Genomic DNA, 13,280 nt, shown 5'->3' on the forward strand with positions numbered 1-13,280 from the left:
AATGCTCGAATACATTTCCACACAAAAAGAAGAGAAAATAGTTACCAATAAAAAAAATTACCCTTTTGTCGATTTCATACGGTTTATATCGATGATGGGGATTGTTTGGGCTCATATAGCCTTTTTCGAAGAAAATGAAACCATAGCTAACATCCTTAGTAAAATTGATCACCCGATGATATATTTATCATTTATGAATTTTTTTAAATTTGGAGTTTTTTGTTTTTTTATTATTTCAGGATTTTTATTAGGAGATAATTTAAAAAATACTACCCCACGGGTATATCTCAAAAAAAGGCTAAAAGTTATTGTTAAGCCATATATAGTTGTTTCAATAGTATTTTGGATTTTTTCTTTGATATCTCACTTCTATATTAAAAATAATGCTTTTAGTATATCCTATGCACTTCAATCTATCAAGTGGAATATGATATACACTCCACTTTGGTTTATCCCTAACTACTTTTTATCCTTAGGGATAATACTATTATTCTATAAATATATAGGTTCCAAAAGCTTCGGCTTGATACTATTTGTGATATTAGTCATTTATTCTGTATTTTTAGTATATATCCCTGGCTATGAGAAGTCACACACTACTGCATTATTTGGATTCGTTTTTTATCTGTGGCTTGGTGTGTATATTCAACAAAGGAATTTAATTGACAAAATATTAAATATTAATATCAATTTTTTAATATTTATCACCTTGGTTTTCTTCTCAATGTCAATTATTGAGAGCTATCAATTGTATAAGAATAATTTCAGTACCGTGTTTAGTATTTTAAGATTTAGTAATCAACTTTACGCTTTATCGATGTTTGCACTACTAGTTAGAATATGTAATACTCCACCAAAAATTCGTTTTTTAAACCCTCGAAAAGAAACTTATGGGATTTATTTATATCATGGTTTTGTTACAGCATTTATGATACCCTTATTCATCGAATTTATCTACCGGTATTTTGATGTAAAACTCAATGATTGGTACGACCACCGTGTATTCTTATTTATTTTTCTTTTTCTATCTTTCTTTATATTTTGTTATGTATCTACCACATTATTCGTGAAGCTAATATTGAAATACGACATAGGATACTTAAATAAAGCCTAAAAAGTGGAAATATAAAAAGATACAATTTGTAGTTTTCTTAATAGATTTAATGTATAGAGGGCATTACTAATTGTTTTTTAACAAAAAATCCTCCGGTAAAAAAGTCCGGGATAATTCACAAAATACTTTCGAAGACAGTTCTCTGATTCCTGTAGCCAAATCACAAACAAAGGCTTCTAAAAACTGCTTTTCAAACAGATATTCAAAAAATTCCTGAACTAAACCTGGGATGGTCTTTGCATAAGAATTATGAGCTAAAATAATACGTCCTTTTTCTTTAGAATCTGGAATTAACTCCATTCCCTTTGCTTTCAGAATTTGAGTTAAAACATTCTCTTTACCTAAATACCAATGCAAAATTTATCCAAATCATTTTTTTTTCCTTATTTTCAAGAAAACAAATAACATGGCGAAGAACATTTTGATTGCTTTGCTACTAATTGTAGCTCTCGGCTGTAAAAAAAATAAATTTAGCGACGACAACACCAACATCTATAAGTGGAAAAGGGATTTGTACAGAGCCCAAGTGCAAAAGGAGGAACCTGCCTCATTTTATTCCAGAGATGGAAACCTAGCATCAAATCAGCAAGCGATTTTCATAAGCTCAGACTTTGTGATCTTGACCGAGTATCGCAAAGACCAACAACAAGACAGCATATTTAAAGCCAGCGGAAGAATGCAAGTTTACAAATACGAAAAAATAGAAAAAGTAGGCAATTAACATTTTACCATGTCATCCCGAGAAGCGAGGGATCTGTTGATTAGGCAAATTTGTTTAAACTGATTAAAAAGGCTGGCCAATTTTATTTTAATTTTTTTCCATCATATCATCAATAGTATTTAAATGATGTAAAGCGATAGAAGCGCTGGGCCAATTGGGAAAAATGCCATATCCCCCCTCCTAAGCAAACCTTTTCTGCAACCACTTCCTCACCGGCTCATCATACCATTTCAATGCAGCATAAGCCAAAACCACCCCACCAATTAAAATCAGCAACGCATAAGGCCACGCCTCTGCAATCGTAATACCCTTATTATTACTCACCCAGGCAACGTAAAAATAAACCAGCGGATAATGCACCATATAAAGCGGATACGAAATATCCCCTAAAAATTTGCATACCCTGTTCTCCCTTTCACCGTGTATTACGCCACTTGCACCAATATAAACTATAAGCGGAAAAACGATGACAATGCAAATAGAGTCATAAATCCCGTTCAACCAAACCTGCTCGGCACCACCAATACGCGGCATGTAAAGTACAATAGCTATTAAAAGACTGCACCATAAAAAAGCATTTTTAATTCGAGTTGGTTTTGCCACGCGCGAAAGCAACAAACCAGCAAAAAAAGGAAACATTACACGCGTTAATCCAATTCGTACTTGTTCCACATTCAATGTCCAACCACCGCTCACATCACCGTTTGAAACCGCCAAATGAACAAGAGCAATAGCAGAAATACCTACCAAAACACTCAATGCCGCTTTAGAAAACTTCCTGATCCACACCGCATAAAGAATGTTCGCAATGTATTCAAAAAACAAAGACCAACCCACGCTATTCAGTGGATGCATCTCCTGCCAACCACGAATATCAAGTGACAAAGATACAGGCAGTATAGTATACCCCACCAACATAACCAACATCATCTTCCAAACAGGCACATCATGAATAAGCGGCCACAACGTTGAGTCCGTAAAATAAAACCCAATAGCACCCATAGTCATCCCCAACACCACCAATGGTTGCAGACGTATAACCCGGCGTTTAAAAAAATTGCCGACTGTCATTTTATTCCAGCGATCATCGTAAGCATAACCCATTACGAAACCCGATAATAAAAAGAAAAAATCCACGGCCAGATAACCGTGATTAACGAATTTATCTAAATTACTTGTTGAGAATGGCTCAGCCAGGTGAAATGTTACAACAATTATCGCTGCAATACCGCGAAGTCCATCCAATATGGGATAGTGTGGCTTGGTGGCCAATTCATTATTTAGGTTAGGTTTCATTTAGTACGTCTGTGTGTGTAAAAATTGCAATTTGTGAAAAATATATAACTTTTACTATACTAAGTACAGAACAACAATATGTAAATTTGCCCAGTACAGTTTGCAACAAACAAACATGAAACACTACAGGCATAAGATATTTACCACAACTATTGAAGAAAACATCAATAAAAAGATTTTAAAACCTGGTGATAAATTACCTTCCGCACGAAGCATAAAACAAGAATACAAACTCAGCACAAGTACCGTTCAAAGCGGATACGATTATCTCGTCTTCAAAGGATTAGTAACCAGCCTCCCCCGCTCCGGCTACGTTGTAGCTGTGCAAAACAACGCCGAAACCGCAGCTGATGTATATCCAGATTTACCACCCATACCGCACGACCCCGTTTTTAAAAACAACATCAGCTTAACCTCCTCCCTGCAAAACCACTCCGAATACACCTCATTCAATGTTGCTGTACCATCAGATACTTTTGTACCACAAAAACTAGTCTTAAGAACAATGCAGGAAGTAATTCGAGAAAAAGGCGCTGCCCTACTTCGCTATTACCCTGCCAACGGATCCGTAGAATTACGCGAATTACTATCAAGGCGTTCAGCAGCACACGGAGCAATTATTCAACCAAAAGAACTATTAATTACCGATGGCGCAATACAAGCCCTATACATCGCATTGGCTACAGTAACCACTTCCGGCGACATAATTGCCGTAGAAAGCCCATGCGTATTTTCAATTCTCGAAACAATTGTAAACCTACGTTTAAAAACAATAGAAATTCCGGTAAGATATAAAGATGGCTTTGATACCGATTACCTCAGTAATGTTTGCGATAAAAACCAAGTAAAAGCAATCGTCCTAACACCCAATTTCCAAAACCCCACCGGCATCCTGTTAAGCGACGAAAAGAAAAAGAAAGTACTCGAAATAGCCACTCAACATCAAATCCCAATCATCGAAAACGACATTTATGGCGACCTCTATTTTAATGATTCCAGACCATCAAACATCCGAAATTTCGATACCACGGGCTTAGTAATCACATATTCTTCATTCTCAAAAACTATTGCCCCAGGCATTCGATTAGGCTGGCTAGCCGCTGGTCGCTACTATTCAAAAGCAGAAAGAATAAAATTCTCATTAGGCAGATCCGTTACCCCATTAAATCAAGAAGTAGTCATTAAACTACTCAGTTCCTCCAGCTACGACAGACATTTAAGATCCTTTCGTCACCAACTAGAACACCAGTCCATAACCCTATTAAATCAATTCAAAAAGCATTTCCCCAAACAAGCCTACGCCCACGCTCCCCTCGGCGGATACAGCATATGGATTCAATTACCCCCATTAGTTGACATGGAATTATTTTACGCCAAATGCGAGCAATTCCGAATCCTTTTCACCCCTGGATCTACCTTTTCGCACACAAACTCATACCATCATTATTATAGAATGATATTTTCACAGCGCGTTACAAACACCAGTCTCGAAGCGATTAAAAAGATCGGCAACTTCCTAAAACCCTAACTGTACCGATTACTTTTACAAATTCTGCACTCTGTATCGACACCCACTAACCATACTTTTGTTTAAGAAAACAGCTTATAAAAAAAACAGAAATGGAAGTAATATCAAAATTCACAGTAGCCTCAGAACAAGGATTAGAAAACTTATTATCCCTTAAACAAGCAAAACTTAAGGCAATGTATCACAACATCGTCCCTACAGATAAACTAACCCCCTTCATCGAACAACAAGTCAACTATCTTGATGCTATAAGCGAATTAAACGTCTTTTGCAATCAATTAATTATAGTCTACGCCAAAAATGAACCTGCCGGATTTGCAATGGTAAAACAAACAAGTCTTTATCCTGAAGCACTAAACGGGAAAAGAATTCTTCACTATTCCTATTTCCACATCCTCCCCGAGTTCGACAATGCAGAATCAAGAGAATCCCTATGGCAAAAGTGCCTATCAATAAGCAGAGCAGAATATGCTGTCTGGATGGAAGTACTTCAAACCGATCCCCTTATAACCTTTCTAGAAAGCTGTGGATTTGTAATTCACCAAAAATCAACACTAAAACCATTTGATCAACCCTCCTACATCCTAATCCGATACAAAGACAACCCACAGTAAACCAAAAGATATTAATTATTCATATTTTAGTTTAAGATATAAAATCGGCCGATTTATAAAAACATTATGAACAAGGACATACAAAGCTATAACGACTCACAGTCCCCTACAGATAGCGAAATCTGCAACATCCTCTCCGCCGCAATTAACCATGCCCTAGCAGAAGCTCAAAGTAAAATCTGGCATGCCCACCCAGTTTGGTTCCTCAACGAAAACCCAATTGTAGGCTATAGCAAACTTAAAGCAGGTATTCGTTTAATGTTCTGGAGCGGCGCTGACTTTAATGAAGCCGACCTAAAAATAAACACAGGTAAATTTAAAGACGCCTCTATTACCTACACTGCTATCGAACAAATCAACCTCTCTGATCTATCTCGTTGGCTTCAAAAATCCAGAGAAATCCAATGGGATTATAAAAATGTAATGAAGAGAAAGGGAGTACTAATACGATTATCTTAAGCTACCAATTGAAGATTAATTATTATTGTTTATTGTAGCATTACTTATTGCACCATATTTCATGTAGCCCTATTGCCGAAATAAACAACAGCAACAAATACAATTAAGACAAGGAATAACAATCCAATAAAATAGTAAGTATCTCTGTAATCTTTTTCATATTTCAATTGATCAGGATCGGGTTTTTCCGCTTTTGGCGAAAAAATATGACTATCAAACCAAGCCAATTAAAAAGCATAACCATAATCACACCACCGACACCACCCATACCTTTTTTTTGGGCCATTTTATAGCCTAAGTAAAACAGCAAAAGAAAAATGACGATGCTAATTCCTTCAATTACTCCCATTGCATTTATTTGGTTAGACTCTAAAATAATAAATTATTTATAAATCCTATCAAACTGACTTATCTTCTACTTCAGTTTTCCAAATTAAACAATTCCCCCCCTTATATAACCTATTTCGGCAGCTCAGAATCAGCAGACTTTTTATCAACATCACCTACCCCATCCTTTCCATTATTAAACTCCCTGATTCCCTTTCCAAGCCCACTCATCAACTCAGGAATCTTTTTACCACCAAAAAGCAGTAGAACAACAACCAAAATCACCGCAATTTCCGGTGTACCAAGAGCCGCTAGCAACGTATTTTGCAACATAATCTATAAAATTAACTTCGTGCAATAATAACAAGCAGACATTAAAACCGCATTAAAGCCACATTAAAGTTGAACAAGAAAAACAACTCCATTTCAACATAACGCCAAACAGAATACGTTACGTAACTTTAACCTATGAACTGGATCACAAGAGAGCGCCCAAAAATAGACAGAATAGCATGCCCCTGGCTAATCAAAAATTTCATTGATAAAGACGCCCACTTTTACTACGTACCCTTTGATCAAGTTATACAAAAGGCTGTCGAAATAAACGCAACACCATTCGACGTACCCGGCGTTGAGCTCACCCATCAAAACGACCAATGCACCTTTGATGCACTCATAAAAAAGTACAACCTCAACGATCCCGCCCTAGACATAATGGCTCCAATTGTAAGAGGAGCAGATACCGATCGTCATAATTTAGCAAGTCAGGCCTCAGGACTATGGGCAATAGCCTCCGGAATGGCCTACAACATTAAAAACGACCAGGAACTATTACAAGCCGGCATGGTAATATACGACGCATTATATACCTGGGCCAAACACCTACAAAACGTAAAGCATACAGAAAGCCCCGTTGAGCAACTATTAATAGAAGTATATCAGAAGTTTCTTAAAAAAGGAAATACCGATAAAATCCCTACCTGGGCCACAGAACTAAAAACAATTATTCAAGATCAGATAGATACAAATTTAACCCTCACACTCACCAACATATCCAGCAATCTAAACATAAACCCCACCTACCTATCCCGAGAATTCTCTAAATACTTCGACGACCTTTCCTTTGGCGAGTACATCAGAAAACTTCGCATCAATAAAGCGATCACCTATATGACCACCTCCGATTATTCCTTATCAGAAATCGCTTACCTAACCGGCTTTTCCGATCAAAGCCATTTTACAAGAATCTTCAAGCTAGAAACAGGCCTAAAACCCTCCGAATACAGAAAAAACCCTCCTAAAAAGTAAATTCTATACCAGCAGTAAAATACGTTCTATTTTAGCTTTTATAAATGCTGTAGTCTTGTACTATGAAAGCAAAACAACGCAAAACGATACTCTTTACTATACTTCTGTATGTCATTTTAAGCACAACCGCGATAGCGCAACAACACCAAACTACCTATCCAAAAATAACCGGTTATGTTGGTATCGTACATCCTCTAGTATCCTTTAGTACCGATGGAACCCACACTAATTTTAAAGACAGTTACATAGTAGGCCTACCCATAGGCATAAACATCTGGAAAAGCGATAAAATTGGCTTCTCTAGTGAAATAGTGCCATTTATAAAAGCAACCAGTACAAACAGTAAAGTCAACAATGTACTATTTCATCCGGGTATCCTGGTCGCACTTGGCGATGGCTTTACTTTCGCAGGGAGATTGGCATTCGAAACCTCTGGCAGATATGGCATTACCCCCGTATTCAATAAGGTAATAAAGAAAAACAAAGCCTGCAGTTACTTTGTTGCGATTCCCCTACCAGCTCGTTTCGGAAACGACCAATCTTCAACCTATGGCATAGGCTTTCAGTTCGGAATTTCATTTTAATCAGCTTAACCATCATGAAAAACACCCCCACATACAAACTCGCCAATCTAGTTCTATACTTCTTAAAACTAGGCACCTGGGGCTTTGGCGGCCCTGTAGCTTTGGTTGGTTACATGCAACGAGACCTTGTTGAGCAAAAAAAATGGATTTCGGAAGATGAATACAAAGAAGGCCTGGCGCTAGCGCAGCTTGCTCCCGGGCCCCTGGCTGCTCAACTAGGCATATATATAGGCTTTGTCCATTATGGATTGCTAGGGGCAACATTAGCAGGCCTTGCTTTTGTAATACCCTCATTCATTATGGTAGTTATACTAGGGGTTGCATATAAACTTTATAGCGGTTTACCCGGCATGCAAGCTGTATTTTATGGAGTAAGTGCTTCTGTGATTGGCATTATCACTGTAAGTGCTTATAAACTCACCATTAAATCAGTAAGCAAATTGAATTTCGAAGCCATTAAATCAAACTGGTTACTTTGGGTATTTTACCTTACAGGTGTAATTATCACCGTAATAACCAAAAGAGAAGATGTTTTACTTTTCATAGCTTGTGGCCTAATTTACATGATGGTTAAAGCTCCACCAAAATGGATTAAACAACCCGCCTCTGCCCCTTCTGTGATTTTAGTAAGCATCGGTTTTTGGCAATATGAGAGCAAAACACTGCAAGAGATTGGCTTGTTTTTCCTTAAAGCAGGCGCATTTGTATTTGGTAGCGGACTTGCTATAGTCCCTTTTTTGCATGGAGGGGTAGTTCAGGAATTCGGATGGCTTAATGAACAAGAGTTTTTAGATTCGGTCGCAGTGGCAATGATTAGCCCTGGCCCTGTTGTGATCACTGTTGCTTTTATTGGATATCTGGTGGCAGGTTTCCCAGGCGCCTGTGTTGCAGCACTGGCTACCTTTTTACCTTGTTATCTTTTTACCGTCGCCCTTGCGCCTTCTTTCAAAAAAATCGCCAAAAACCCCAGCATCAAAGCATTTGTAGATGGCATTACCGGCGCTGTAATTGGTGCACTCGTGGGCGCAGTAATCATTATTGCAACGCGTGCAATTGTAGATATTCCTACAACTGCAATCGCGCTGTTTTCTATATTAGCTTTAATTTACGTTAAGCAAATGAAAGAACCCTACCTCATATTGGCTTCGGCAGTAGCTGGTGTATTGATAAATCTTATCTAAGTCAATTTATCAATAGGCTTCCTGTTTGCAATGGATGAAGCTTTGTATTTACTTGGCGAAAGTCCGGTTAAGGATTTAAATTGCGCTGACAAGTGGGCACTGCTGCTATATCCCATTTTAAAGGATATTTCATTCAGGTTTAGTTCGCCATACTCTAACAGCTCCTTTACCTTTTCTACTTTTTGCTGAATGATGTATTTCTCGATGGTTAAACCCTCTGATTCTGAGAATAATCTACTCAGATAATTATAGTCTTTATTCAACTTATCAGCTACCAAATGCATCAAACTTTGATTGATTTCGCCTAAATCAGAATAGTGAACCAAATTAATTACTTCATTTTTAATTTGCTCTACCAATTGATTTTTCTCCTTTTGGATAAGCTCAAAACCTAATGCCTGAAATTCGAAAGCAATGTCTTTTAATTGTTCGGGATTAGGATCCGGAATAACATCCACTTTTCCTAAAGTAATTTGTTTTACAGAAAAACCAAGGTTTTGTAAACGCTCATCAACGATCATAATGCAACGGTCGCAAACCATATTTTTTACATACAATGTCATATTTTCTGTGTTAATTCTTTCTGGTTGATGTATCTTCTTTAGTACTTATATTTCTTCAGCCTTATAACCAGCTTTCTCTAAGGTAGCAATTATTTCTGTGGCTTTAAGGTCGTCCTCAGCTTCTACTTTCAGTATTTTATCAGGGTTTACCGTATCTACTTCCCAGTTTTCTATTTCGTTTAAGCCGTTTAAGTGAGGTGTTACCGTTGCGATACAACCACTACATTTGATATTTGTTTTGAATTTTAAAGTTTGCATATTTTTTGAATTTAATTGTTGTTATTATGTTATGTTTTTTGAATTATTAGTTTTTTTAAAGCTCTCGTCATCCTAAATTTATTTCAGGATGACGCTGAACAGATATCCCACTCGCCTTTACAGCTTTGCGAATTTCAATCGCAAGCTATTACTCACTACCGATATTGAGCTTAAAGCCATCGCCGCACCTGCAATCATTGGGTTCAATAAAAACCCGTTAACCGGATACAGTACCCCTGCTGCAATCGGAATCCCTATTAGGTTGTAAATAAACGCCCAGAACAAGTTCTGCTTAATAGTCCTTACCGTTTTCTTAGACAACTGCAGCGCCTTTGGAACTTGCAATAAATCCGAAGATATTAGCGTGATTTTGGCCACATCGATGGCAATATCAGAACCTCTGCCCATCGCTATCGACACATTGGATTGTGCCAGCGCCTGACTGTCGTTTATTCCATCGCCAATCATGGCAACTATCTTTCCTTCGGCCTGTAGTTTTTTAACAAAATCAGCCTTATCAGAAGGCAATACTTCGGCCATATAGTTGGTAATCCCTGCCGTTGCAGCTACCGCAGCCGCAGTTTGTTTATTGTCGCCGGTAAGCATATAAACCTCAATACCTTGCTTAATCAATCTAGCAACAGCTTCTTTTGAGCCTTTCTTTATCTGATCGGCAATTGATACCACAGCTAATACTTGTGTTTCGTTGGCAAAGTAAATTACAGTTTGAGCCTGATCTTGTAACACTTTAGCTTGCGTTTTCAATTCATTGGATATAACCTGATTGTGATCAACCAATATCTTATGACTTCCGGCCCAGTACTTTTTACCGTTATACACTGCCGATACGCCTTTACCAGTTAAGCTATCGAAATCTGTAATACTGACAGGTTTTACATCATCCTTTTTAAGTCTGTTTAAATCCTCTTTAAGACTGTTAAAAATTGCTTCGGCCAATGGGTGCTCTGAGCTTTGTTCCATAGCGGCAAATATTTGCTTTAACTGATCCACGTTTTCAGGCAAATTATCAGTCCAATGGATAGATGTAACCTCTGGTTTACCCTCTGTAATGGTTCCGGTTTTATCTAAAACAATGGCGTTTACTTTGTAGCCAAGTTCAAGTGCTTCGGCATCTTTAATTAAAATACCGCTCTCTGCACCCTTGCCTATTCCAACCATAATTGCTGTCGGTGTTGCAAGTCCTAACGCACAAGGACAAGCAATCACCAATACAGTAACCATAGCGAGTAGCCCTTGTGTAAAGGCATGTTCCCCGCCAAATAACAACCACACACCCAGGGTGATAATTGCAATCAACATTACTATTGGTACAAATATTCCCGCTACTTTATCAACCAGTTTTTGAACCGGTGCTTTAGAGCCCTGTGCTTCTTGTACCAGCTGAATAATGTGTGCCAGCATAGTTTCGCTACCAACTTTTTCTGCTATGAAACGGAAACTACCTTTTTGGTTAATGGTTCCGGCGAAAACACTATCGTCTTTTTGCTTAGAAACGGCCACAGGCTCTCCGGTAATCATGCTTTCATCTACAAAAGAACTTCCTTCGTAAACCTTACCGTCTACAGGGATTTTCTCGCCCGATCTAACCAACAGTTTATCACCAGTTTTAACATCAGCTACCTGAATTTCTTTTTCGCCATCTTCGGTAACAAGTATCACCGTTTTTGGCTGTAACCCAATTAGTTTCTTAATGGCAGATGAAGTGTTTGATTTAGCACGTTCTTCAAGCAATTTACCTAGCATGATAAACACGATTACTACAGCGGCAGCTTCGTAATACACATGTGGATGTAGTCCTCTGTGGTGCCAAAACTCAGGATAAAATGTATTAAACACACTGAAAATGAAGGCAATTCCGGTGCTTAATGCAACCAGTGTATCCATATTCGCCTTGCTGTGTTTTGCTTGTTTAAAGGCATTTATAAAGAAGTTTTTACCGAAGTAAAAAACTACTGGTGCCGATAAAACCAACATAATGTAGTTTCCATAAGGCATATCCATAAAAAACATGCCTATTATTACTATAGGTATGGTTAATATTCCTGCGGCAATGATTCTCTTTTTTAATGCTTTATAATTGTCGGCCTGTACTTGTTCTTGTTTTTCGTTTCCTTTATCAGTATCCAGAATTAAGTCGTACCCTACCGATTGAACTGCTTTCTGCATTCCTTCTGGCTGTATTACATCTGCATCATAAGTAACTTTTACCTTTTGGGTTGCATAGTTTACCTCAGCTTGTTTTACACCGGTTTGTGCACCTATCATAGATTCAACACTAACCGCACAGCTGGCACAAGTCATCCCCAACACGGGAAAAGAAATTGTTTCTATATTTTCTTGTAAAGCCATAATCTTAATTATTTATAATACAAAGGTACTATGGCTGGTCTTGGGAGGGCTTATATAATATGGTGTTTAATTTATATAATTTGGAGACTGAATAAAACACCATTAAAGAATAAAAATGGATATGAAATTATTTCCCTAAATTGGAAGTCAAACAAATCCTCCTCCGGCATGCAAAAAAACAGGTTACTTCTTACCTTCATATTCTTGTTATCACTAACGGAATTACTGAAAAAGAAATGCCTGCCTGGAATGGCACCAGTAGTACTGAGAATATCAGCAAACTTGCAGATTTCATCAATGAAAGATCAAAGAAGTAATAACAAAACTATAAAAAATGTCAGCATTTAATCCAGCATTCGATGAATACATTGCAAAATCTGCAGATTTTGCAAAACCCATTCTTAACTATTTACGGGAAATCATACATGAGACCTGCCCAGAAGCAGAAGAAATTATTAAATGGGGTTACCCCCACTTTGATTACAAAGCAGATATGATGCTTATTCTAGCTGCTGCAAAAACCCATTGTAGCTTCAGCCTTTACAAAGCGGAGTTAATGCACGATCCCAAAGTGATTGCAAGTGTAAAAGCTGGGCAAAAAATGGGATTTATGGTAAAACTTAAATCGTTAGCAGATTTACCTTCAAAGGAAATACTGGTCGCTTACATCAAAGAAGCGATGGAATTGAATGAAAAAGGTATAAAAAAGCCTAAGCCTCAAAAAGCCGAAGCACCTAACGTCATTGAAATACCTGATTATTTTGCAGCGGCTCTGGCACTACACCCAGAAGCTAGAGCAATTTTTGAAAGCAAATCACCCTCTTTTAGAAAGGACTATCTGGTTTGGATAATTGACGCCAAAACAGAAGCCACCAGGCAAAAAAGAATGGAACAAGCTTTAGAATGGATTGCCCAAGGAAAAGGTAGGTTCTGGCAATATGCTAAGTAATTATATAC

17 protein-coding genes are annotated in these 13,280 nt (G+C 37.7%); 10 read left to right on the top strand and 7 right to left on the bottom strand.

The window, feature by feature from the left end:
- Window position 1 precedes the first annotated feature (1 nt).
- On the top strand, window positions 2-1,114 hold the full coding sequence (locus J1905_RS23860) for an acyltransferase family protein (RefSeq protein WP_214229245.1): 1,113 nt from the start codon (window positions 2-4) through the stop codon (window positions 1,112-1,114).
- A 66-nt stretch (window positions 1,115-1,180) separates the two neighbouring features.
- On the opposite strand, the gene J1905_RS21320 is transcribed toward J1905_RS23860, so the two are convergent.
- The gene (locus tag J1905_RS21320; RefSeq protein WP_214229246.1) at window positions 1,181-1,471 is read right to left on the bottom strand and encodes a hypothetical protein; all 291 of its coding nucleotides are present in this window, start codon (window positions 1,469-1,471) and stop codon (window positions 1,181-1,183) included.
- Window positions 1,472-1,520: 49 nt separating this feature from the next.
- Here J1905_RS21320 and J1905_RS21325 point away from each other — a divergent pair, with 49 nt between their 5' ends.
- Complete coding sequence (locus J1905_RS21325; protein WP_214229247.1) at window positions 1,521-1,835, top strand: hypothetical protein; 315 nt, start codon at window positions 1,521-1,523, stop codon at window positions 1,833-1,835.
- Window positions 1,836-2,015: 180 nt separating this feature from the next.
- Here the strand turns inward: J1905_RS21325 and J1905_RS21330 are convergent, their stop codons facing one another.
- Window positions 2,016-3,131 (bottom strand): acyltransferase family protein, encoded by a 1,116-nt coding sequence (locus J1905_RS21330; RefSeq protein ID WP_214229248.1) that lies wholly within the window; start codon window positions 3,129-3,131, stop codon window positions 2,016-2,018.
- A 115-nt stretch (window positions 3,132-3,246) separates the two neighbouring features.
- On the opposite strand from J1905_RS21330, the gene J1905_RS21335 reads away from it, so the two are divergent.
- The 3 genes from J1905_RS21335 (at window position 3,247) to J1905_RS21345 (ending at window position 5,732) form a co-directional block, all read left to right on the top strand.
- The gene (locus J1905_RS21335; protein WP_214229249.1) at window positions 3,247-4,659 is read left to right on the top strand and encodes an aminotransferase-like domain-containing protein; all 1,413 of its coding nucleotides are present in this window, start codon (window positions 3,247-3,249) and stop codon (window positions 4,657-4,659) included.
- 92 nt (window positions 4,660-4,751) lie between these two features.
- Window positions 4,752-5,273 (top strand): hypothetical protein, encoded by a 522-nt coding sequence (locus J1905_RS21340; RefSeq protein ID WP_214229250.1) that lies wholly within the window; start codon window positions 4,752-4,754, stop codon window positions 5,271-5,273.
- Between the two features lie 66 nt (window positions 5,274-5,339).
- The gene (locus J1905_RS21345) at window positions 5,340-5,732 is read left to right on the top strand and encodes a DUF1801 domain-containing protein (protein ID WP_214229251.1); all 393 of its coding nucleotides are present in this window, start codon (window positions 5,340-5,342) and stop codon (window positions 5,730-5,732) included.
- Between the two features lie 163 nt (window positions 5,733-5,895).
- Here the strand turns inward: J1905_RS21345 and J1905_RS21350 are convergent, their stop codons facing one another.
- Together J1905_RS21350 and tatA are read right to left on the bottom strand one after the other, a co-directional pair.
- A complete protein-coding gene (locus tag J1905_RS21350) occupies window positions 5,896-6,081 on the bottom strand; it encodes a hypothetical protein (RefSeq protein WP_214229252.1) in 186 nt (61 codons plus the stop codon).
- A gap of 110 nt (window positions 6,082-6,191) precedes the next feature.
- The gene (gene tatA / locus J1905_RS21355; RefSeq protein ID WP_173089341.1) at window positions 6,192-6,392 is read right to left on the bottom strand and encodes a twin-arginine translocase TatA/TatE family subunit; all 201 of its coding nucleotides are present in this window, start codon (window positions 6,390-6,392) and stop codon (window positions 6,192-6,194) included.
- A gap of 135 nt (window positions 6,393-6,527) precedes the next feature.
- On the opposite strand from tatA, the gene J1905_RS21360 reads away from it, so the two are divergent.
- The 3 genes from J1905_RS21360 (at window position 6,528) to J1905_RS21370 (ending at window position 9,132) form a co-directional block, all read left to right on the top strand.
- On the top strand, window positions 6,528-7,367 hold the full coding sequence (locus tag J1905_RS21360; protein WP_214229253.1) for a chromate resistance protein ChrB domain-containing protein: 840 nt from the start codon (window positions 6,528-6,530) through the stop codon (window positions 7,365-7,367).
- Window positions 7,368-7,429: 62 nt separating this feature from the next.
- The gene (locus J1905_RS21365) at window positions 7,430-7,951 is read left to right on the top strand and encodes a hypothetical protein (protein ID WP_214229254.1); all 522 of its coding nucleotides are present in this window, start codon (window positions 7,430-7,432) and stop codon (window positions 7,949-7,951) included.
- A 14-nt stretch (window positions 7,952-7,965) separates the two neighbouring features.
- Window positions 7,966-9,132: a chromate transporter gene (locus tag J1905_RS21370; RefSeq protein WP_214229255.1), complete on the top strand. Its 1,167-nt coding sequence runs from the start codon at window positions 7,966-7,968 to the stop codon at window positions 9,130-9,132.
- Here the strand turns inward: J1905_RS21370 and J1905_RS21375 are convergent.
- From J1905_RS21375 to J1905_RS21385, 3 genes are all read right to left on the bottom strand, one after another.
- Window positions 9,129-9,695 (bottom strand): helix-turn-helix domain-containing protein, encoded by a 567-nt coding sequence (locus J1905_RS21375; protein WP_214229256.1) that lies wholly within the window; start codon window positions 9,693-9,695, stop codon window positions 9,129-9,131. The genes J1905_RS21370 and J1905_RS21375 overlap by 4 nt on opposite strands.
- A 45-nt stretch (window positions 9,696-9,740) precedes the next feature.
- Window positions 9,741-9,953 (bottom strand): heavy-metal-associated domain-containing protein, encoded by a 213-nt coding sequence (locus J1905_RS21380; RefSeq protein ID WP_108204000.1) that lies wholly within the window; start codon window positions 9,951-9,953, stop codon window positions 9,741-9,743.
- Window positions 9,954-10,070: 117 nt separating this feature from the next.
- A complete protein-coding gene (locus tag J1905_RS21385; RefSeq protein WP_214229257.1) occupies window positions 10,071-12,323 on the bottom strand; it encodes a heavy metal translocating P-type ATPase in 2,253 nt (750 codons plus the stop codon).
- Window positions 12,324-12,463: 140 nt separating this feature from the next.
- On the opposite strand from J1905_RS21385, the gene J1905_RS21390 reads away from it, so the two are divergent.
- Together J1905_RS21390 and J1905_RS21395 are read left to right on the top strand one after the other, a co-directional pair.
- Complete coding sequence (locus J1905_RS21390; protein ID WP_214229258.1) at window positions 12,464-12,640, top strand: hypothetical protein; 177 nt, start codon at window positions 12,464-12,466, stop codon at window positions 12,638-12,640.
- Window positions 12,641-12,657: 17 nt separating this feature from the next.
- Window positions 12,658-13,272 carry a YdeI/OmpD-associated family protein gene (locus tag J1905_RS21395; protein ID WP_214229259.1) on the top strand — a complete coding sequence of 205 codons (615 nt, stop codon included), beginning with the start codon at window positions 12,658-12,660 and terminating at the stop codon, window positions 13,270-13,272.
- Window positions 13,273-13,280: the final 8 nt, after the last annotated feature.

Source organism: Pedobacter sp. B4-66, from assembly GCF_018492665.1.
Lineage (GTDB): Bacteria > Bacteroidota > Bacteroidia > Sphingobacteriales > Sphingobacteriaceae > Pedobacter.